Here is a 20,310-nt window from a genome sequence, read left to right as displayed (position 1 = left end):
GCGCGGGCGGAGGAGGAGGTGCGGCGCTGCGGCGTGCAGGTGGCGATCAACACGCCCTATGCCGGCGCCCACATCCTGGAGCGGCACGGCGCGCCGACCCGCGGCATTCATGCCATCCAGCTGGAACTGGATCGCAGCCTGTATCTGGACGCGGCGCTGGACCAGCCGGGGCCGGGGTTCGGAGAAACCGCGGCGCTGGTCGCGCGGGTGCTGTCGGCATTGGCGGACGAGGCGCTGTCCGCCGCGTGCCAGATGGCCGCCGAATAAAAAAACCACCCCGCGCATTGGTGCGCGAGGTGGCCAAGGTTCAGGGAGGAGACACGCTGAAAGCGTGTCATACGACACCGCGAAAGGGGGGACACGGCGTCGTACAGGGTATAAATAGGCGAGCCGGCTTTTGGTTCAACCCCGCCGCACACGATCCGTCATTTTTCCGTCACGCCCCGGCGCCGGCTGCGTGCGCGCCATGATATCGCCTCGCAGGATCAGATGGCGGCGGGTGTACGTCCCTGCCGGTAGCTTCAGTCAGCGGCGTCCGCGGTACGCTCGGGGAAGGGCGCGGGATCGACAAAGGCCAGCGCAATCCGGCCGATCGCCCGCTGAATCGGCACAACGCCGCCAAGCAGCGCATCGAACAAGACGCCGATCACCGGTGCAGCGATCGTCCGGTGAAGCCCAGTCGCGACCATGGAGTGGCGACTGGACCCGGCGATCGGCGTCTTCGATTTCCTGAAAGAGCCGCCTTTACTGAGCCGGCTGGAATTGCGGCTGCGGCTGCTTGCCCTGCTGAACCTGACGGGCAAAGAGGTCGCGCATCAGGGACAGGGAGAACAGATGGGCGTAGAGCAGCGGCAGCATGCCCGACTGGCTCATCTTGCGCAGCTGATCGCCACGCATGTCGACCAGCTTCTCTTCGTTGATCATCTGGAAGCCGCGATAGACGAAGGGCTGCGCGGCGCCGTCCGGCTGAATGGAGACTTCGCCGTCCATCAGCAGGTCCATTTCCTGCAGTTCCTTCATGAAGTTCTGCGTGCGGGCGCCCGCCTGCTCGAACGATTCGGCGAATTGCAGGATGTTCTGCGTCAGCTGCGACGGTTGGTTGCCCTCGAACAGCGCCTCGCCCTCGTCGAACGCGCCGATCGTCGGCGAGGTCGGGTCGAAGCACAGCGACAGCTCCTCCGCCTCGGGACGCAGGCGCGCCAGCATGTAGGGATAGCGGCGGACATAGGCGGGAACGTAGAAGCTGGTCTCGTTCAGCTTGCCGTCCTCGTCGACGAAGACGTTCACGCCCTCGTTCAGGCCCATCAGTGCCAGCGGGATCGCCTCCGGACCGACCGAGAAGACGATCGGCATGAAGCGCTGCACCAGCGGGAATTCGTCCACGGTGACGGGGATCGCATGCTGGCCGACGAGGAAGGGCGCGGTATCCTGCGGGCGCACCTTGTAATTGGCATGAACCTCGCTCGAAAGCGGTTCGAGGCCATTGTAGAAAAGCGGAAGCGACGGCGCGCTGGCCATGAAGACTCTCCAGAAGATGAAACGGCGGCGGCGAGCCGCGCGCGACCTGCCGGTGTCTATGGGGCCTTGGGGTCAGGTGCAAGCGCGACCAGTTTGCCCGGGTTCAGCAGCCCGGCCGGGTCGACCGCGCGCTTGATCGCCGCCAGCGTCGCCACGCGGGCGGGCGACAGCCGGGCCAGTTCGTCGCGCTTCATCTGGCCGATGCCGTGTTCCGCCGAGATCGACCCGCCCCAGGCGACCACCAGGTCATGGACGAAGCGGGTGATTGCCGGCGCCTGTTCCGCATAGAACCGGTCGCGATCGGTGCCGGGGGCGCTGCGGACATGGAAATGGATGTTGCCGTCGCCGAGATGGCCGAAGCCCGATGCATGGGTGCCTGGGAAGCGGGCATCGCAGGCGGCGGCCGCCTCGATCATGAAGCGCGGCATCGCGTCGACGGGAACGGACAGGTCGTGCTGCGTCGCCGGCCCCAGCGCGCGCTCCGCATCGGACAGCGAATCGCGCAGCCGCCAGAAGCCCTGCGCCTGCGCCTCGCTGGCGGCGATCACCGCGTCGGCGATGACATTGGCCTCCAGCGCGCGGGCGAGCAGCGTTTCCAGGAGGTGCGACGGCGGCTCGCCCCGCGCATCCGCCGCGGTCGCCTCGATCAGGATGTGCCAGGCGTGATGGCCGGCGAGCGGCGGACGGGCGCCGGGAACATGCGCCACCGCCGCGGCCAGCGTTTCGGCGGGCATGATCTCGAAACTTTCGATCGCGTCGGTCGCGGCCTGCAGGCGACGGAGCAGCGCCAGCCCGTCCGCCGGGCTGGCCACCCCGACCCAGGCGGTCGCCGCCTGCGCGATGGCGGGCACCAGATGCAGCGTCGCGGCGGTGACGACGCCCAGCGTCCCCTCCGCCCCGATCAGCAGCTGGTCGAGATCATAGCCGCGATTATCTTTTTTCAGAGCGGACAGGCCGTCATGGATCGTGCCGTCGGGCAGCACCGCTTCCACGCCGGCGACCAGCCCCCGCATCGTGCCGAACCGCAGGACCTGCGTCCCCCCCGCATTGGTCGAGACCAGTCCGCCGATCGTGGCATTGCCGCGCGCGCCCAGCGTCAGCGGGAAGCGCCGGCCCTTGGTGAGCGCCGCATCGTGCAGGTCGGCTAGGATCACGCCCGCCTCCGCCACCGCCAGCCCTGCGGCGGCATCGATGTGGCGGATCCGGTTCATCCGGCGCAGCGACAGGATCAGCGCGCTGCCGTCGGCCGGGGGTGTCGCGCCACCGACCATCGAGCTGTTGCCGCCCTGCGGGACGAGGGGCACGCCGTGCGCGGTGGCGGTCGCCAGGATCGCGGCGACGTCGTCACGCGTCGCGGGCGCCAGGATCGCGGGCGCATGGCCATGGAAGCGGCGGCGCCAGTCGATTTCCCACGGCGCGATCGCATCGCGATCGGTGATGACGGCTTTGGCGTCCAGCAGCGGGCGAAGCGCGTCGATCAGGCGGGTTTGCGCAGGGGTCATGACGGTCGCGGATTTAGGTCGAGTTCATGAGACGTTCAACGATCGGGCTTATGCGGAAGCCATCTTGTCATGATTCGCCCACCGATTCGCCTTCTTGCCGCGCTTGCCACACCTGCCCTGATCGGGGCGGCGGATGGTCCGCATGTGCGGGTGACGCAGATGACGGTGCGCGAGCGGATCGTGGTGCGGGTGCCGCGCGTCGGCATGGCGATGCGCCAGCCGATGGCACCGGCGAAGTGGAAGGAGCGCAAGGGGCCGAAATGCATTGCGGCCTCCACCCTGGCCGGCGCGTTGGTGAGCGAGACGGGCTCGGTCGACCTGGTGCTGACCGGTGGCAGCCGGGTGCGCGCCAAGCTGAGCGGGGAATGCCGGCAGCTCGACTTCTATTCCGGCTTCTATCTGCGGCCCGCGCCCGACGGGCGCGTCTGTGCCGACCGGGATGCGATCCGCATGCGATCGGGCGCGGCCTGCGAGATCGACCGGTTCCGGACGCTGGTTCCTGCCAAGTGATCTCGTGCCGCGCGGCGGCAAAGCTTGACAAATCGGCTGAAATCCGCGAGCGCGCGACGAACGTGTGCATGGGGCCGTGTCGTCCCCCCAGCGCCATTATTTCCGGACCCCTGCATGAGCTTTGCCGATCTCGGCCTATCCGACGAACTTCTCCAAACGGTGACGGATGCCGGTTATACCGAGCCGACGCCGATCCAGGCGTCCGCCATCCCGTCCGTGCTGATGATGCGCGACATCATCGGCATCGCCCAGACGGGGACCGGCAAGACGGCATCGTTCGTGCTGCCGATGATCGACATTCTGGCCCAGGGGCGCAGCCGGGCGCGCATGCCGCGCTCGCTGATCCTGGAGCCGACGCGCGAACTGGCCGCGCAGGTGGCCGAGAATTTCGAGAAATATGGCGCGAACCACAAGCTGTCGATGGCGCTGCTGATCGGCGGCGTGTCGATGGGCGACCAGATCAAGGCGCTGGAAAAGGGCGTCGACGTGCTGATCGCGACGCCGGGACGGTTGATGGACCTGTTCGGGCGGGGCAACATCCTGCTGACCGGCTGTTCGATGCTGGTCATCGACGAGGCGGACCGGATGCTCGACATGGGGTTCATCCCCGATATCGAGGAAATCTGCACCAAGCTGCCCAAGCAGCGCCAGACGCTGTTGTTTTCCGCAACGATGCCGCCGCCGATCAAGAAGCTGGCGGACAAGTTCCTGGAAAATCCCAAGACGATCGAGGTCGCGCGCGCGGCGACCACCAACGCGAACATCACCCAGTGGGTGGTGCCGGTCGCGGCGCAGGCGTCCGAAAAGCGCAAGCGCCTGCGCCAGGTTTTGCAGCAGGAGGGGATGCGCAACGCGATCATCTTCTGCAACCGCAAGACGACGGTGCGCGAACTGAACAAGTCGTTGAAGCGGCATGGCTTCCGCTCCGGCGAGATTCACGGCGACATGGAGCAGCCGCAGCGGCTGGCCGAACTGGACCTGTTCAAGCGCGGTGACGTGAACATCCTGGTCGCCTCCGACGTCGCGGCGCGCGGACTGGACATCAAGGGTGTCAGCCATGTCATCAATTTCGACGCGCCCTGGCATCCCGACGATTATGTGCACCGCATCGGCCGCACCGGTCGCGGCGGCGCGACGGGCATCGCCTTCACCTTCGTGACGCCGGACGATGCCGAGAACATCGCCAATATCGAGAAGCTGACCGGTCAGAAGATCGCGCCACTCGACCTGCCGCCCGCGGCCGAGGAAGAGGAGCGTCCCAAGCGTGTCCGGCGCGAGCGGCCTGCGCGCGAGGATCGGCCCCGTGAGGATCGTTCGGCGCGTGAGGAACGGCCCCGCGAGGACCGTCCGGTGCGTGAGGACCGCCCGGTGCGTGACGATCGCCGCGAGGACGGCGAACGGCCCGCAGCGGAGGCACCCGCCTATCGCGGCGAGGATCGTCGCCCGCCGCGTGACGAACGCCGTGATCGCCGCCCGCGCCGCGACGAGCGCGACGAGGGACCCGATGACGGTTGGAACGGACCGATCCCGGAATTCCTGATGGTCTCGCTCAACCGGTAAGCGATTTCGAGGCGTTTCGTGCCGTTGAACGACATCATCAGCTTTACCGTGCCACAGCCGGTCGGCCTCGCCTCGCCGTGCGTGAACATATGCCGGATGGACCAGAGCACCGGATGGTGCGTGGGATGTGCGCGGACGATCCGCGAAATCTCGAACTGGAGCGCCAAGCCGGCGGAGGAGCGCCGGGCGATCCTGGCCGCGCTGCCCCCGCGCAAAGCGGCCTTGGCCGCCCGCGCGAAGGCGTCCTGACCGGCACTCAGCCGGCGTCGGCCTTTGCCGGCATCAAGGCATCGTCGATCTCGCTCGCGCGGCGATGCGCCGGGCGATCCGCGATCCGCGCGATATAGGCCATGAACGGTGCCGACTTCGGCAGCAGGCCGAACCCGGTGTACCACATCAGGCTCGACCCGACATACACGTCCGCCGCGCTGAAGCGGTTGCCGGCGATATAGTCCCGGTCCTTCAGCATCGATTCCAGCGTCCCGGCGGTCAGGTCGAGCGTGCCGTAACCAGCCATCTGCTGCTGCCGCGCATCGGGCTCCACGCCCATCGACCGGTTGGTGATCGCCGCCTCCAGCGGGCCGGCGCCGAAGAACAGCCAGCGATAATAATCGGCGCGCTCAGTGGGTGCCGGCGCCAGCCCGGCCTGTGGAAAGGCATCCGCCAGATAGGCGCAGATCGCCGCCACCTCGGTCACCACCGTGCCCTGATGGACGATCGCCGGCACCTTCATCATCGGATTGATCGCGCGGTAGGCATCGTTCTTCATCGTCGTGCCATAGTCCAGCACAACCGTTTCATAGGGGGCGCCGACCTCTTCGAGCATCCACCGGGCAATGCGCCCCCGCGACATGGGGTTGGTGTAGAGCGTGAGATCGGCGGCCATTGGTGCTGCTCCTGATTCGTTGGAACAGGAGTGGAACATCGATGCCGCTACCGGTCAAGCCGGGCATGGAGGAAGCGGGTCGTGCGATCCCAGGCGAGCGCCGCCGCCGCCGCATCGTAACGCTGTGCCGACGTATCGTTGTTGAACGCATGATCCACGCCGGGATAGGTGAACGGCTCGACCGATTTGCCGGCGGCCTTGAGCGCGGCGACCCAGGGCTCGCCGGTGGCGTTCACCCGCGCATCCTTGCCGGCATAATGCAGCATCAGGGGCGCCGACACGCGCGCGGCCTCCGCCGGATCGGGCGCGGGACCGTAATAGGCGACACCGGCGGCCAGGGCCGGACCCGCCGCGACCGCCAGCCGGTTCACGAACGCGCCGCCCCAGCAGAAGCCGACCGCGCCGACCTTGCCGGTGCCCGTCCGCTGCGTGGCCGCACGTGCGATAAAGCCGCGGGCCTGTTTCAGCGCGAGATCATAGTCGAGGGTGCCGATCATCGCGCGGGCCTTGTCCTCGTCGGCAGGCGTGCCACCCTGCGGCGCGAGGAAGTCGGGGGCGATCACGCGAAAGCCGGTCAGGGCCAGGCGGCGCGCGACATCCTGGATATGCGGGGTCAGGCCGCGATTCTCGTGGATGACCAGGACGTAGCCGAGTTTTGCCTTTGGCTGGCGAGGGGCTGCGAAATAGGCGATCGAGGGGGCGCCGCCCTCGGTACCGACGCTGCGATCGGTGACGAGGCGGGGGTCCTTGGGATCGACCTGTGCGGCGGCGGCGGGACTGGCGGCGATCGACAGGATCAGCGCCTCCGCCGCGGTCGCCGATCCGGCGAGCAGCGTCATCTGGCGCAGCAGGGTGCGGCGATCGTGATGCTCGTGGGTGAAGGCGTCGTAGATCTCGATGGCGCGGTCGCGAAGATCGGTCATGCGGCAACTCCCATGATGCGGTCCGTGATCGGTGGAGGTTACGCAGCGCGATCATCTGTGCCAAGGGAGCGCAAGATTGTTTCTTCGGATGGTGACACCGACCCGAGATCGGGCACCAGCCGAGGGGAGACCGTGAGAGGAGTAGCAGCGTTCCCATGACCACCGACCTGATCGTCGAGACGAGCGGCGCCGTCGGGCGCCTGCGGTTGAACCGGCCCAAGGCCCTTCATGCGCTGAACGCCGGGATGTGCCAGGCGATATTGGACGCGCTGGAGGATTGGCGCGGCGATGCCAGCATCCGCGCGGTGCTGATCGACCATACCGAGGGCAGGGGGTTTTGCGCGGGCGGCGACATCCGCCTGCTGAGCGAAAGCGGCGCCGGCGACGGCGCGGCGGCGCGGGCGTTCTTTCATACCGAATACCGGATGAACCACCGGCTGTTCACCTATGCCAAGCCGATCGTCGCGGTGATGGACGGGATCACCATGGGCGGCGGCGTCGGCGTGGCCCTGCCATGCGCCAAGCGCATCGCGACGGAGAATACGCGCCTTGCCATGCCGGAAACCGGGATCGGCCTGTTCCCGGACGTCGGCGCGGGCTGGTATCTGTCGCGCCTGCCGGGGCGGATCGGCCAGTATCTGGCGCTGACCGGCCACCGGTTGAACGGGGCGGAATGCTGCGCGCTGGGCCTTGCCACCCATTATATCCCGTCCGCCGATCTCGACGAGGCCAAGCGGCATATCCTGGCCGATCCGACCGCGCTGGACGCGATCCTTTCCGACCTGTCGGTGCCGGCGCCGGAGGCGGGCATCCTGGCGCATCGCGGCGATATCGACCGGTTGTTCGCGGCGGACACGCTGGAGGACATATCGGCCGCGCTGGTGGCGGATGGCGGGGCATGGGCACGCCAGCAGCAGGAGTTGCTGGCGACGAAATCGCCCCAGGCGATGAAGGTATCGCTGCGCCTGTTGAGGGACGGCGCCGAGATGGCGAGCTTTGCCGATGAGATGGTGCAGGAATATGCGGTCGCGACGCGGGTCGTGCAGCGGCACGACTTTCTGGAGGGCGTGCGCGCGGTGATCGTGGACAAGGATCATGCGCCGCGCTGGAACCCCGCCACCCCCGATGCCGTGACCGATCACGTGATCGACCAGATCTTTGCGCCACTGCCCCCGGCAGAGGCATGGACCCCCGCCTGACGGAGTATAGCCGATGTCCGAATACCAGACCCTTATCATCGAGCAGCGCGGCGCGGTGACGCTGGTGACATTGAACCGGCCGGAAGCGCTGAACGCGCTCAACGCGCAGGTGCTGGCCGACCTGCTGGCCGCGATGCGCGCCTTCGACGCCGACGATAGCCAGGGCTGCGCGGTCATCACCGGCAGCGCCAAGGCGTTCGCGGCGGGGGCCGACATCAAGGAAATGCAGGCGATGGACTTCGCCGCCATGTATGGCAGCGACCATTTCGCCGGCTGGGACGTGTTCACGCGCACCCGCAAGCCGGTGATCGCGGCGGTCGCGGGCTATGCGCTGGGCGGCGGATGCGAGCTGGCGATGATGTGCGACTTCATCCTGGCCGCCGACACCGCCAAGTTCGGCCAGCCCGAGATCAAGCTGGCCGTGACCCCCGGCATGGGCGGATCGCAGCGGCTGGCGCATGCGGTGGGCAAGGCCAAGGCGATGGAGATGTGCCTGACCGGCCGGATGATGGATGCCGAGGAGGCCGAGCGCGCCGGGCTGGTGGCGCGGATCGTGCCGGCCGCCGATCTGGTCGAGGAGGCGGTGAAGACCGCCGCGACCATCGCCGGCATGGCACCGCTGGCGGTCAAGGCGAACAAGGAAATGGTAAACGCCGCATTCGACATGGGGTTGTCGCAGGGCGTTCAGTTCGAGCGGCGCCTGTTCCATGGCCTGTTCGGCACCGCCGACCAGAAGGAGGGCATGAACGCCTTTGTGGAGAAACGCCCCGGCAACTGGCAGGGTCGCTGACACGTACATCCACCCGCTGAAGGCGGGGGATAGCGAGAGGAACTGGAGCAATGGCACGCATCGCCTTTATCGGACTGGGCAATATGGGCGGCGGCATGGCCGCGAATCTGGCGAAGGCGGGGCATGACGTTCGCGCGTTCGACCTGTCGGCCGAGGCGCTGGCGCGCGCCGGCGAGGCGGGATGCCTGGCCGCGGACAGCGCCGCCGCGGCAGTCGACGGGGCGGAGGCGATCGTCACCATGTTGCCGGCCGGCACCCATGTCGAGCGCGTCTATACCGAGGCGGTGCTGCCCCATGCCAGTCCATCGGCGGTGTTGATCGACTGTTCGACGATCGACGTCGCGACCGCGCGCCGGCTGGCGGAGATCGCGGCCGGCCGCGGCTTCCTGGCGGTGGATGCGCCGGTGTCAGGCGGTATCGCCGCGGCGAATGGCGGCACGCTGACCTTCATGGTGGGTGGCACCGAACAGGCGTTCGCCGCCGCGCAGCCGATTCTGGAGGCGATGGGCAAGGCGGTGATCCATGCCGGGGCGAGCGGCGCGGGGCAGGCCGCCAAGATGTGCAACAACATGATCCTGGGCGCGACGATGATCGCGACGTGCGAGGCCTTTGCGCTGGCCGATCGGCTGGGGGTCGATGCGCAGACCTTTTACGACATCGCCAGCGTGTCGTCGGGCCAGAGCTGGTCGATGACAACCTATTGCCCGGTGGCCGGCGTCGGTCCCGTAAGCCCGGCCGACCGCGACTTTCAGGGCGGGTTCGCCGCGGCGCTGATGCTGAAGGACCTGCGCCTTGCCATGGCGGCGGCGGGCGAGGCGGGGGCGACGGTGCCGATGGGCACGCGCGCAACCGAACTCTACGAAGCGTTTGTCGAGCGCGATGGGCAGGCCGCAACCGATTTCTCCGGGATCATTCGCACCTTGGCCTGAGCGCGAAGAGCGGCGTAAGGGGCGACGGGTGATCGACATCCCCGCGCCCCTTCGCCTGCGTCTCGATGAAAACGCGCTCGTCCACAACTGGCGGTCGCTGGCACGCGCGAGCGGCAGGGCGGCCTGCGGTGCGGCGGTGAAGGCGGACGGCTATGGTCTGGGCGCAACCGAGGTCGCGCGTCGGCTGGCGGTGGCGGGATGCCGCGATTTCTTTGTCGCGACCTGGGCCGAGGCGAAGCGACTGGCGCCGCTCGGGCTGACGGTTTCCGTGCTGCACGGGGTGCGGGCCGAGGACATGGCCGCCGCCCGCGCCGGTTTCGCGCGGCCGGTGCTGAACACCGCGGCACAGGTCGCCCGCTGGCGCGAGGCCGGCGGGGGCGCGTGCGACGTGATGGTGGACACCGGCATGAACCGGCTGGGGGTGTCCGCCGAGGCGATCGCGGGCGGGCTGCTCGACGGACTGGCGATCGAGACGCTGATGAGCCACCTTGCCTGTGCCGACGAGAACAGCGCGATGAACGAAGCGCAGCGGGCGCGTTTCTCCGCCCTGCGGGGCGCCACCGCGGCCCGGCGGATGAGCCTGGCCAATTCGGCGGGGATCGGGCTGGGCGCTGATTATGCCTTCGACCTGACGCGTCCGGGGCTGGCGCTCTATGGCGGCGTGCCGCGCGCGGACATGGGCGCGATGATCCGGCAGGTCGTCCATCCGGAGGCACAGATCCTCCAGCGCCGCCGGGTCGGTGCGGGCGAGGCGGTGGGCTATAATGCGACCTGGATCGCGCCTGCCGAAACCGAGGTGGCGATCATCAACCTGGGCTATGCCGATGGCTATCGCCGCGCATTTTCGGGCGTGGGCGCCGGGATGCATGACGGCGTGGTCCTGCCCGAGCTGGGCCGGGTATCGATGGATCTGGTGGCGATCGACGTATCGACCCGTCCGGATCTGGCCGAGGGGGATTGGCTGCGCATCGCCTATGCGCTGCCGCCGGCATCGCAGGCGTCGGGCGTGTCGCAATATGAGTTGCTGACCGGTTGGGGACGCCGCGCCGAGCGGCTCTGGGGTTAGGCCGCTTCCGGCCCCTGCCAGACGTCGAAGGCGCGCGCGCGTATCCAGCGCGTCGCCAGCCATTTCACCCCCGAGCGTACCGGCATTCCGGCATGGCGTGCGGCGGCGGCAGGGCGGCCGGCGGCATCGACATTGGTGAAGATGACGGCGTCCCCGGTACGCGGCGCCACGGTTAGGCCGTGGTCCGGGAATACCGTCTCGCCGCCGGTGAAGCCGTCGTTCAGATAGACCAGAACGGTCGTCACCCGCTGGTTGCGGGTTTGTGGCAGGATATCGGAGTGCAGGCGGAACTGCTGCCCCGGCTGGTAGCGCAACACGGTCAGCGCTTCGCCGGCGCCGATTGGCGTCCGGCTGGCCGCCGCGAGCCGGTGGTTGATCGCGCGGATCACCGGGTCCTCGCGCAAGGGGCCGATCACCGCGGCATCGGAGGTGCGGATCGGATGCGGCACGCTGCGCCCGGTGCGCGGATCGACGACAAAGGCGGGGGCAAGCAGGTCGGCCGCGCTGTTGGCGATATGTGCGCATTCCGCCGGGGTGAGCAGGCGCGGAACGCGCGCGACACTGCCATCGGGCGTGAGGGACTCGATCGGCGGCAACTGGCGGGGGGCACCCCCGGCGTCGAGCATCATCGCGTCGAGCAGGTGGAGCAGCGCGGCGGCATCCCGGTCGCTTTCGGCGGCCGAGCGGAGCAAGGCCATCGATCCCGACCAGTCCGCCGGCGCGCCGGTGCCGTTGGCGGCAAGGGTGATCTCCATCAGGCGGGCCTCGCGGTGTCCGCCCGCGACCGCACGCCGCAGGTCGGCACGCGCCCGGGGCAGGTCGCGCGGTACCGGCTGGCCGACCAGATGCCAGAATGCCCGCTGGAACAATGCACCGGCATGGCCGGTGGCGGCGGCGCGGTCGATCGCGGCAATCGCCTCGTTCTGGCGGCCGGCGGCGAGCAGGGTCTGGGCGGCGGCAATCGGATCCTGGTGCATGTGGCTCATCCTGCACGAAAAAGGGCCGGTGGAAACCACCGGCCCTTCCCATTTCACGATTAGATGCCGGTGCTTCAGAAGCGAGCGGTGATGCCCGCGTAGAAGCGACGACCGATATTGTCGAAGATGCCGCTGCCTTCGCCGATACCGGTCGAGCCGAGCGGCGGCAGACGATCGGTGATGTTGTCGATACCGAAGTAGAAGTCGGTCCGCTCGGTCACGTTGATGCCGAACTTCGCGCCGATGTAGAGGACATCCGGATAGAACTGGATGTCGTAATCGTCGAGGTTCTGCGGCGGACGACCCTGGACCGTCTCGGTGTTCTCGATCGCACCCACCGACTGCTTCGACAGATAGCGGAACGAGGTGTTGATATAGGCCGGACCGAAGTCGGCGTTGATGAATGCCGAAACCTGATGCTTTGGATAGCCCAGTTCCCCGTTCAGACGGTTCGCGAAGCCCGGCTGCACCGGGTTCAGGAAGCTGTCGTTCTGCAGGATGTGGGTATAGATCACCGTCGCGTTCAGGCGCACGTCGCCGACACGGCGATTATACGCGACCTGATAGTCGATGCCGCGCACCTGCAGCTTGGCGTAGTTCAGCGGGATGGTCAGCAGGCTGCCCTCCACGATGCGGAATGCCTGCTCACCGTTCGGGCCGGTCTGGCCGGCGGCGACGCGGGTGAACTGCGAACAGAACTGGTTCCCCTCGATCGTTGGCGAGTCGTAGCACGCGTTGACCAGGTTCTGCGCGCTCGGTGAGGTGATGACGTCGTTCACCTTGATGTTGTAGTAATCGACCGAGAGCAGCAGGCCCGGTGCGAAGCGCGGCTGGACGACTGCACCATAGGTGTAGGAGTCCGACTTTTCCGCGTTCAGGTTGGCGTTGCCGCCGCTCAGCGTTTCCAGCGACTGCGCATACTGGAAGTTGTAGCCGGTCGGGATGCCGGCGGCAGCGCAGTTGGCGGCGCGGAACTGCGTGCCGCGAGCCAGATTGTCCGCAGAGCAGGGGTCGAGGAAGCCCGGCGCGAAGTTCTGGCCGGCGGCCGAGAACTGCTCGCTCAGGTTCGGGGCGCGTACCGCCCGGCCGTAATTGGCGCGGAAGCGGATATCCTCGATCGGTGCCCACTCACCGCGCAGGTTGTAGCTGTAGACGGTGCCGGCCGAGCCCTTGTAGTCCGACACGCGGCCCGAGGCGCCCAGCGTAACTTCCTTGGTCAGGAAGGTGTCCTTGAGCAGCGGAACGCGAAGCTCGCCGAACGCTTCCTTCACCTCGAACGCGGGCGGATCGAACGGTGCCAGCGCGTTATAGAAGGTGTAGCCCTGCTCGACGAATGGATCGGCGCGGAACTCGTTCGTTTCACGACGATATTCGCCGCCGATCGAGAAGCCGATGCCGCCGCCCGGCAGGTTGAAGAACGCCGAGGTATCGCCGGCGACGACGCCCAGGATGTCGAGCTGCGTGATCTTGCCCTGCGACGTCGTGTCACGCAGCACATAGTTGCGCGCGGCGTCAGAGATGCTGCCGGTACCGAACGGGTTGATCGGCTGGCAGGCAGCGATGTCGGCGGCCAAGTTGGCGGCGTTGCCGCCCAGATCCAGACCGTTGCCGTTGGCGCGGGTCGGATCGAGGCGCGCACCGCAGACGATCTGGCCGGTGGCCGGATCGCGAACCGCATCGAGGCCCAGCGACAGGCGCTGTACGTCGACGTTGCCCAGAACGCGCGTCTTTTCCTTGAACTCGCCATAGTTGACGGAGAATTCGTAGTTCAGGTTCTGCGCGAAGTCGCCGCGGACGCCGCCGACGATACGGAAGGTCTCGCGGGTCGCTTCCTCGGCGCGCGAACCCAGATCGGTCAGGTTCTTGCGCAGGATGAAGCGATACGAACCGGCATTGATCTGCGAGATCGTCAGAGCCTGGTTCTCCGCAGCGGTGCGCACCAACACGCCATTGGCATCGCGTGTCTCGGCGAAGGCTGCACCCGTATTGGGATTCAGGCCGTTGTTGGCCGAAAGCAAAGCCTGCGCAGCCAGCGTGCTCCGCGAGCCTGCACTGAGGAACGGATTGTCGAGACGCGGACGCTCGTACAGCGCATCGATCGTGCTGCCGGTGTAGAAGGCCGGACCCGAACCACCGAGCGAGACGGACTCGGTGCGGACATACTTGGCTTCGATGAACGGCACGAAGGCGTCGGAGACGTCGAAGTGGCCGATCAGGTTCGCCGCATAGCGGTCCAGGCGCGGAAGCAACTGGAGCAGTACGCCTTCGCGGCGCGTGTTGCCGTTGCCGCCGATATAGCTGACGCCGGCCGGGCTTGCCGAGGGCGCCGTGGCCGACCCCTGCGCGACGCCGACCGCGCTGCCCGTCTGTGTGGCGAGCGCGCCGCCCGGCTGGAACAGGTAGTTGCATGTGAAGGCGCGGCCGAGGCCGTCGCGGCCGCAGCGGGCGGGGGTGTTGGCGCCGGGGGCTGCACCGGCAAACGAGACGAGGCCGCCGTCCGAGAAGGTGCCGACGCGGATATCGCGGAAGTAGGTCGCGTCGGGGCGGCCGTCGAAGTTCAGGTTGCCGTTGACGCCGGGGCCGGCGGCATCGACGTTGGTCGTGACGAAGCCGTCGGTCTGACGATACTGGCGACGGTCGGATGCGAACAGATCCTCGGAATGGGTGTATTCCAGGTTGACCGCGATGTTGCCGCGACCTTCGGCGAAGTTCTTGCCGGCGGTGGCGCTGATGAAGTAGCTGCCCGCGTCGCTTTCGTCGGTGACGCCGCCCTGCGCACGAAGCTGCAGGCCCTCGAAGTTGTTCTTCAGGCGGAAGTTGACCACGCCCGCGATCGCGTCCGAACCGTACACGGCCGAGTTGCCGCCGGTGACGAGGTCGACCGCTTCGACCAGGTCGGTCGGGATCGTGTTGACGTCAACGGACACGGCGTTGTTCAGGATGTCCGCGCCGACATGGCGGCGGCCGTTGACCAGCACCAGCGTACGCGAGGTGCCCAGGCCGCGCAGGTCGAGCAGGTTGAGGCCCCCGGTGCCCAGGAAGCGGGTCGAGTTCGACTGGCTGTAGGTGCTCTGAAGCTGCGGCAGGTCGTTCAGCACGTCACCGATCGAGGTGCGCGCCGTTTGCGTCAGCTGCTGCACCGAAATGGTGGTGACCGGAACGGCCGAAATCTCGTTTGGCGTGCGAATGCGCGAGCCGGTGATGACGATCTCGCCGCTACGGTCGGCGCCGGAATTTACGCGCGTGTCGGCATCGTTGGTTTCAACTTCGGTCGCCGCGTCGGCTTCGGGCGTGGTGCCGGTGGTGGTCTGGGCAACCGCGAACGGGCTGAGGAAAAGAGTACCCGCCAGTGCGGTAGCGCCGAGAAGGCGATGCAGATTCATGGATGTCCCCCAACGGGCGGGGATGCCCGTTGGGAGCAAGGAAGATTTTAAGTGACTCAAACGCAATCGAAAATAATTACACGCTGCAAAAATCGGTCAGTGGTGTTGCAGCGACGTTACAGCGTTGTAACTTAAGTGCGTTTTCTTACATATTGAAATAATCTAATTTCTTTTCATTACGTTAGCGTTCCACGCACAGTGCGATGCCCATGCCGCCGCCGATGCACAAAGTGGCAAGGCCCTTTTTCGCATCGCGCTTCTGCATCTCGTACAGCAGAGTCGTCAGCACGCGGGCGCCCGACGCACCGATCGGATGGCCGATCGCGATCGCGCCGCCATTGACGTTGACCTTGTCCGCATCCCAGCCGAGTTCCTTGCCGACCGACAGCGCCTGGGCCGCAAACGCCTCGTTCGCCTCGATCAGGTCGAGGTCGGCGATCGTCCAGCCGGCCTTTTCGAGGGCGCGGCGGGTGGCGGGGACCGGGCCGATGCCCATCACCGACGGATCGACGCCGGCGGATGCCCAGCTTTTGATCGTCGCCAGTACGGGGGTGCCGCGCTTTTCGGCCTCCTCACGGCTCATGATCACCAGCGCGGCGGCGCCGTCGTTCAGGCCGCTGGCATTGGCGGCGGTGACGGTGCCGTCCTTCTTGAACGCAGGGCGCACGCCCGACACGCTGTCCTCGGTCACGCCGGCACGGATATATTCGTCGTCCGCGACCACCGTGTCGCCCTTGCGGCCCCTGATCGTGACCGGTGCGATCTCGTCCTTGAAGCGGCCGTCGGCCCGCGCCTTTTCGGCAAGGTTCTGCGAGCGGACCGAAAACGCGTCCTGCTCCCCGCGGGTGACCTGATACTGTTCGGCGAGATTTTCGGCGGTGATGCCCATGTGATAGCCGTTGAAGACATCGGTCAGGCCGTCATGGACCATGGTGTCGACCAGGCTGACCGTGCCCATCTTGGTACCGCCGCGCATCGTCTGCGCATGGGGCGAAAGCGACATCGACTCCTGGCCACCCGCCACGACGATCGTGGCGTCGCCGGTCGCCACCGCCTGCGCGGCCAGCGCCACCGCACGCAGGCCCGATCCGCAGACCTGGTTCACGCCCCATGCCGGCACCTCCTTGGGGATGCCCGCCGCCATCGACGCCTGTCGTGCCGGGTTCTGTCCCTGTGCGGCGGTCAGCACCTGACCCAGGATCACCTCGGACACTTCCTCGCCCTTCACCCCGGCCTGTTCCAGCGCGGCCTCGATGGCGATGCGGCCCAGCTCATGCGCGGGCGTGGTGGCGAAGGCGCCCAGAAAGCTGCCCACCGGAGTGCGCTTGGCGGCGGTAATCACGATCTCGGTCATGGATACTCCTCTCGTTCCGGTTCTATGTATGCCGTGGCAGTGCCTCGATCCAGTCGGCAAGCGGGGACCATAAATCGCCCAACGCCCGACGACCGACCACCATGCCGACATGGCCCGCCGCCGATATGCGGCGATCAGGCAGCCCCGCGGCGGTGGCGGCAGGAACAATACGATCGGTCGATGACACGAATTCGACCGTCGGGCAGTCGATCTGGCCAAGGGTGACGTTTGCGCCGCCCACACGCCACAGGCCGCGGCCCGGCCGGTTCTCGCCCACCATCGCCTCGAACAACTCGCGCCCGAAGGCATAGGGCAGGGGCGAGCCGGCATTGGCCCAATCCTCCAGCCGGATGAACGCCTGCGCCGCCGCGCTGCGGGGATCGAGATCGGCAAAGGCGGCATATTTGTCGACCGTGCGCGCCGGATCGATCTGCCAGAAACCGGCCTGCAACGCCTCCATCGGCACCAGACCCAGCGCGTCGGCCACGGCCTGCGTCGCGGCCCACTGCGTCCGCATCGCGTCCGCGGCCTCCCCATAGCCGGCGAAGTGCCACGGCGCGGCGATCGTCGCGAGTCCGGCCACCTTCGTCCGTGCCGCCGCTGCCAGGGCGAGGGTGCCGCCGAGGCAGTATCCGACCAGGACCGGCGGCGTCGGCAACCGCGCGATCAGCGGGATCAGGATGCGCTCGACATGCGCGGTCATGTCCATGGCGCGGTCCCCGCGCCCCGGTGTGCCCCAGTCGAGCAGCCAGCAGCGATGGCCGCGCGCCGCCAGCCACCGCACCAGCGATGTCTCACGCGAGAGATCCAGGATCGCCGGCGGGTTGATGAGCGAAGGCACGAACAGCACCTGCCGGCCATCCTCGGGACCTGCACCGCGCAGCCGGGCGCGGCCCTGGCGCCGCCGGGCGGGCAGGGGCCGCTGCGGTCGAAGCCGCGGCGCATCCTGGAAGGCGCGCAGGCCCGCCAGCGCCCTGGCCTGCCGCTGCGGCTCTGCTGCGGTTTCGCTGCGCAGCAACGCAAGGAACAGCGGTAAAGGCCGAGGTCCGTGTTGCGGTGCGAAATCTATGGCGTTAGGGTTCGGCATGTTCTTGTAAATGGGGAGGGAGCATGAAGAAGGGCCTGGCACCCGACGGTATCGTGATCATCAAGAAATACGCGAACCGGCGGCTCTATAATACCGAAACATCGTCCTACATCACGCTGGAGCATCTGGCGGCGATGACCCGCGAGGGACGGGACTTCAAGGTGGTCGATGCCAAGACGGACGACGATATCACGCACAACGTCCTGACCCAGATCATCATGGAGGAGGAGAGCCGCGGGCAGACGATGCTGCCGGTCAGCTTCCTGCGCCAATTGATCTCGATGTACGGCGATTCGATGCAGGCGGTGGTCCCAGGGTATCTGGAAGCGTCGATGGACAGCTTTCGCCGGAACCAGGAACAGTTCAAGTCTGCCGTCGAGGGCGCGTTCGCGCACACCCCCTTTGCCGACATCGCCAAGCGCAATCTGGCGATGTTCGAAGCGGCGGCGCAGGGGTTCAAGCCGCCGGTGGCCGCGGCGCCGGCGCCTGTACCGGCCGGGAGCAAGGACGAGGAACTGGCCGCGCTGAAGGCCGAGCTGGCCAGCCTGAAGGACAAGATCGAGAAGCTGGGCTGACGCCGGCATGCCCTTCCCCATGATGGAGGAAGGGCGTCCTTCCCGTTGAACCCGCCCGTTGAACCCGGGCGGATGCACCTCCATATGCGCCGCCATGAGCGGGAATGAGAACGCCATGCCCGTCTGGCATGGCACAACGATTTGTTCGGTCCGACGTGGCGGTCGGGTGGTGATCGGCGGCGACGGCCAGGTCTCGATGGGGCAGACGGTGATGAAGCCGAACGCCCGCAAGGTGCGCCGGCTGGGCGACGGCTCCGTGATCGGCGGCTTTGCCGGTGCGACGGCGGATGCGTTTACGCTGTTCGAGCGGCTGGAGGCCAAGCTGGAGCGGCATAACGGCCATCTGATGCGCGCCGCGGTCGAACTGGCCAAGGACTGGCGCACCGACAAGTTTCTTCGCAACCTGGAGGCGATGATGATCGTCGCCGACAAGGAGGCGACGCTGATCCTGACGGGCAACGGCGATGTGCTGGAGCCGGAAGGCGGCATTTGCGCGATCGGGTCGGGGGGCAATTACGCGCTCGCCGCGGCACGCGCGCTGTCCGACTATGAGCAGGACGCCGAGACGATCGTGCGCAAGGCGATGGGCATCGCCGCCGAGGTGTGCGTGTACACCAACGATCGCCTGACGCTGGAAACGCTGGACGCGGTCGCCTGAACCCTTCCGCCCATTCGTGGCTTTTTCCTCCCCAGCCTTTCCCGCCGAGCGGGAAAGGAGCGAGTATCACATGAACGACCAACTGACCCCCAAGGCGATCGTCGCGGCGCTGGACGCGCATATCATCGGCCAGACCGAGGCCAAGCGTGCCGTGGCGGTGGCGCTGCGCAACCGCTGGCGCCGGCAGCGGCTGGGCGCGGACCTGCGCGACGAGGTGACGCCCAAGAACATCCTGATGATCGGGCCCACCGGCTGCGGCAAGACCGAGATATCGCGCCGTCTGGCGAAGTTGGCGGATGCGCCGTTCGTGAAGGTGGAGGCGACCAAGTTCACCGAGGTGGGGTACGTCGGGCGGGACGTGGAGCAGATCGCGCGCGATCTGGTCGAGGAGGCGATCCGGCTGGAGAAGGAGCGTCGGCGGGCCGCGGTAAAGGACAAGGCGGAGGAGGCGGCGCTGAACCGTCTGCTCGACGCACTGGTGGGCAAGGATTCGAGCCAGGCGACGCGTGAAGCGTTCCGCCAGCGCTTCCGCGACGGGCATCTGGACCAGACCGAGATCGAGATCGAGCTGGAACAGGCGCCCTCCATGCCGTTCGAACTGCCCGGCGGCGCGCCGCAGATGATCAACCTGTCCGAGATGATGGGCAAGGCGTTCGGCGGCGGCCAGCAACTGAAGCGGCGCAAGCTGACCGTGCAGGCGGCCTGGGAGAAGCTGGTCGAGGAAGAGGCGGACAAGCGCCTGGACCAGGACGACGTCAACCGCACCGCGCTGGCGGATGCGGAGGCGAACGGCATCGTCTTCCTGGACGAGATCGACAAGATCGCGGTCAGCGACGTGCGCGGCGGATCGGTCAGCCGGGAAGGCGTGCAGCGCGATCTGTTGCCGCTGATCGAGGGCACCACCGTCGCCACAAAATACGGCCCGATGAAGACGGACCACATCCTGTTCATCGCCAGCGGCGCCTTCCACGTCGCCAAGCCGTCCGACCTGTTGCCCGAACTGCAGGGTCGCCTGCCGATCCGGGTCGAGCTGAAGGCGCTGACCGAGGCCGATTTCGTGTCGATCCTGTCCGACACCAAGGCGTCGCTGCCGGCGCAATACACGGCGCTGATCGCGACCGAGGGCGTCGAGGTGACCTTTACCGAGGAAGGCATCGCCGCGGTCGCGCGCATCGCCGCGGAGGTGAACGGCGAGGTCGAGAATATCGGCGCCCGTCGTTTGCAGACGGTGATGGAAAAGCTGCTGGAAGAGGTGAGCTTCGAGGCGGAAGATCGTCAGGGCGAGACGCTGACCGTCGATGCGGCCTATGTCGAGAAGCAGCTGGCGGCGGTGGCGCGCAACACCGATCTCAGCCGGTTCGTGCTGTAGAGGCAGAACGGCAATCCGGCATGA

At 67.4% G+C, this 20,310-nt stretch carries 20 protein-coding genes; 11 read left to right on the top strand and 9 right to left on the bottom strand.

All coding sequences use genetic code 11. The features are described 5' to 3' along the window. Positions 1 to 267: N-formylglutamate amidohydrolase (locus OXR08_RS13355; protein ID WP_267350516.1), on the top strand; the 267-nt coding region annotated here is incomplete at its 5' end. A gap of 254 nt (positions 268 to 521) precedes the next feature. Here the strand turns inward: OXR08_RS13355 and OXR08_RS13350 are convergent. From OXR08_RS13350 to OXR08_RS13340, 3 genes are read right to left on the bottom strand one after another with little or no spacing between them, the layout of a single operon-like run. Next, entirely contained in the window at positions 522 to 689 is a 168-nt protein-coding gene (locus OXR08_RS13350; RefSeq protein ID WP_267350514.1) for a hypothetical protein, read from the bottom strand. Positions 690 to 744: 55 nt separating this feature from the next. After that, positions 745 to 1,518, bottom strand: coding sequence for a SapC family protein (locus OXR08_RS13345; RefSeq protein WP_149681063.1), 774 nt, complete (start codon positions 1,516 to 1,518; stop codon positions 745 to 747). A 56-nt stretch (positions 1,519 to 1,574) separates the two neighbouring features. Next, entirely contained in the window at positions 1,575 to 3,020 is a 1,446-nt protein-coding gene (locus tag OXR08_RS13340; RefSeq protein ID WP_267350511.1) for an FAD-binding oxidoreductase, read from the bottom strand. Between the two features lie 69 nt (positions 3,021 to 3,089). On the opposite strand from OXR08_RS13340, the gene OXR08_RS13335 reads away from it, so the two are divergent. The 3 genes from OXR08_RS13335 to OXR08_RS13325 all read left to right on the top strand — a co-directional run bounded on the left by OXR08_RS13335 (position 3,090) and on the right by OXR08_RS13325 (position 5,339). Next, on the top strand, positions 3,090 to 3,530 hold the full coding sequence (locus tag OXR08_RS13335; RefSeq protein ID WP_112381355.1) for a hypothetical protein: 441 nt from the start codon (positions 3,090 to 3,092) through the stop codon (positions 3,528 to 3,530). A 114-nt stretch (positions 3,531 to 3,644) separates the two neighbouring features. Next, on the top strand, positions 3,645 to 5,090 hold the full coding sequence (locus OXR08_RS13330; protein ID WP_112381354.1) for a DEAD/DEAH box helicase: 1,446 nt from the start codon (positions 3,645 to 3,647) through the stop codon (positions 5,088 to 5,090). Positions 5,091 to 5,114: 24 nt separating this feature from the next. Then, positions 5,115 to 5,339, top strand: a complete 225-nt coding sequence (locus OXR08_RS13325) for a DUF1289 domain-containing protein (protein WP_276589499.1) — start codon at positions 5,115 to 5,117, stop codon at positions 5,337 to 5,339. Between the two features lie 7 nt (positions 5,340 to 5,346). On the opposite strand, the gene OXR08_RS13320 is transcribed toward OXR08_RS13325, so the two are convergent. Together OXR08_RS13320 and OXR08_RS13315 are read right to left on the bottom strand one after the other, a co-directional pair. Beyond that, positions 5,347 to 5,976 (bottom strand): glutathione S-transferase family protein, encoded by a 630-nt coding sequence (locus OXR08_RS13320; RefSeq protein WP_267350506.1) that lies wholly within the window; start codon positions 5,974 to 5,976, stop codon positions 5,347 to 5,349. 47 nt (positions 5,977 to 6,023) lie between these two features. Further along, positions 6,024 to 6,899: a dienelactone hydrolase family protein gene (locus OXR08_RS13315; RefSeq protein ID WP_267350504.1), complete on the bottom strand. Its 876-nt coding sequence runs from the start codon at positions 6,897 to 6,899 to the stop codon at positions 6,024 to 6,026. A gap of 155 nt (positions 6,900 to 7,054) precedes the next feature. Between OXR08_RS13315 and OXR08_RS13310 the strand changes: the two genes are divergently transcribed. The 4 genes from OXR08_RS13310 to OXR08_RS13295 are packed head-to-tail and all read left to right on the top strand — an operon-like array spanning position 7,055 to position 10,883. Then, positions 7,055 to 8,098: an enoyl-CoA hydratase/isomerase family protein gene (locus OXR08_RS13310; protein WP_267350502.1), complete on the top strand. Its 1,044-nt coding sequence runs from the start codon at positions 7,055 to 7,057 to the stop codon at positions 8,096 to 8,098. A 13-nt stretch (positions 8,099 to 8,111) separates the two neighbouring features. Continuing rightward, positions 8,112 to 8,888: an enoyl-CoA hydratase gene (locus OXR08_RS13305; protein WP_267350501.1), complete on the top strand. Its 777-nt coding sequence runs from the start codon at positions 8,112 to 8,114 to the stop codon at positions 8,886 to 8,888. A gap of 50 nt (positions 8,889 to 8,938) precedes the next feature. Beyond that, the gene (gene mmsB, locus OXR08_RS13300; protein ID WP_267350499.1) at positions 8,939 to 9,817 is read left to right on the top strand and encodes a 3-hydroxyisobutyrate dehydrogenase; all 879 of its coding nucleotides are present in this window, start codon (positions 8,939 to 8,941) and stop codon (positions 9,815 to 9,817) included. 37 nt (positions 9,818 to 9,854) lie between these two features. Further along, positions 9,855 to 10,883, top strand: a complete 1,029-nt coding sequence (locus OXR08_RS13295) for an alanine racemase (RefSeq protein ID WP_267350521.1) — start codon at positions 9,855 to 9,857, stop codon at positions 10,881 to 10,883. Here OXR08_RS13295 and OXR08_RS13290 read toward each other — a convergent pair. The 4 genes from OXR08_RS13290 to OXR08_RS13275 form a co-directional block, all read right to left on the bottom strand. Then, entirely contained in the window at positions 10,880 to 11,860 is a 981-nt protein-coding gene (locus OXR08_RS13290) for a 2OG-Fe(II) oxygenase (RefSeq protein WP_267350498.1), read from the bottom strand. The two genes, OXR08_RS13295 and OXR08_RS13290, sit on opposite strands and share 4 nt — an antisense overlap. A 74-nt stretch (positions 11,861 to 11,934) precedes the next feature. Next, entirely contained in the window at positions 11,935 to 15,243 is a 3,309-nt protein-coding gene (locus OXR08_RS13285; RefSeq protein WP_267350496.1) for a TonB-dependent receptor, read from the bottom strand. A gap of 181 nt (positions 15,244 to 15,424) precedes the next feature. Next, positions 15,425 to 16,597 (bottom strand): acetyl-CoA C-acetyltransferase, encoded by a 1,173-nt coding sequence (locus OXR08_RS13280; RefSeq protein ID WP_267350494.1) that lies wholly within the window; start codon positions 16,595 to 16,597, stop codon positions 15,425 to 15,427. Positions 16,598 to 16,619: 22 nt separating this feature from the next. Beyond that, positions 16,620 to 17,615 (bottom strand): alpha/beta fold hydrolase, encoded by a 996-nt coding sequence (locus tag OXR08_RS13275; RefSeq protein ID WP_346731909.1) that lies wholly within the window; start codon positions 17,613 to 17,615, stop codon positions 16,620 to 16,622. Positions 17,616 to 17,707: 92 nt separating this feature from the next. Between OXR08_RS13275 and phaR the strand changes: the two genes are divergently transcribed. The 3 genes from phaR to hslU all read left to right on the top strand — a co-directional run bounded on the left by phaR (position 17,708) and on the right by hslU (position 20,286). Next, positions 17,708 to 18,259 (top strand): polyhydroxyalkanoate synthesis repressor PhaR, encoded by a 552-nt coding sequence (gene phaR, locus OXR08_RS13270; RefSeq protein ID WP_112381342.1) that lies wholly within the window; start codon positions 17,708 to 17,710, stop codon positions 18,257 to 18,259. A 115-nt stretch (positions 18,260 to 18,374) separates the two neighbouring features. After that, the gene (gene hslV / locus OXR08_RS13265) at positions 18,375 to 18,917 is read left to right on the top strand and encodes an ATP-dependent protease subunit HslV (protein WP_112381765.1); all 543 of its coding nucleotides are present in this window, start codon (positions 18,375 to 18,377) and stop codon (positions 18,915 to 18,917) included. A gap of 70 nt (positions 18,918 to 18,987) precedes the next feature. After that, positions 18,988 to 20,286, top strand: coding sequence for an ATP-dependent protease ATPase subunit HslU (gene hslU / locus OXR08_RS13260; RefSeq protein ID WP_267350489.1), 1,299 nt, complete (start codon positions 18,988 to 18,990; stop codon positions 20,284 to 20,286). Positions 20,287 to 20,310 lie beyond the last annotated feature (24 nt).

It is taken from the genome of Sphingomonas sp. GM_Shp_2, from assembly GCF_026540875.1.
Classification (GTDB): Bacteria; Pseudomonadota; Alphaproteobacteria; order Sphingomonadales; family Sphingomonadaceae; genus Sphingomonas; species Sphingomonas carotinifaciens.
This window is presented reverse-complemented; position numbering and strand designations above follow the sequence as displayed.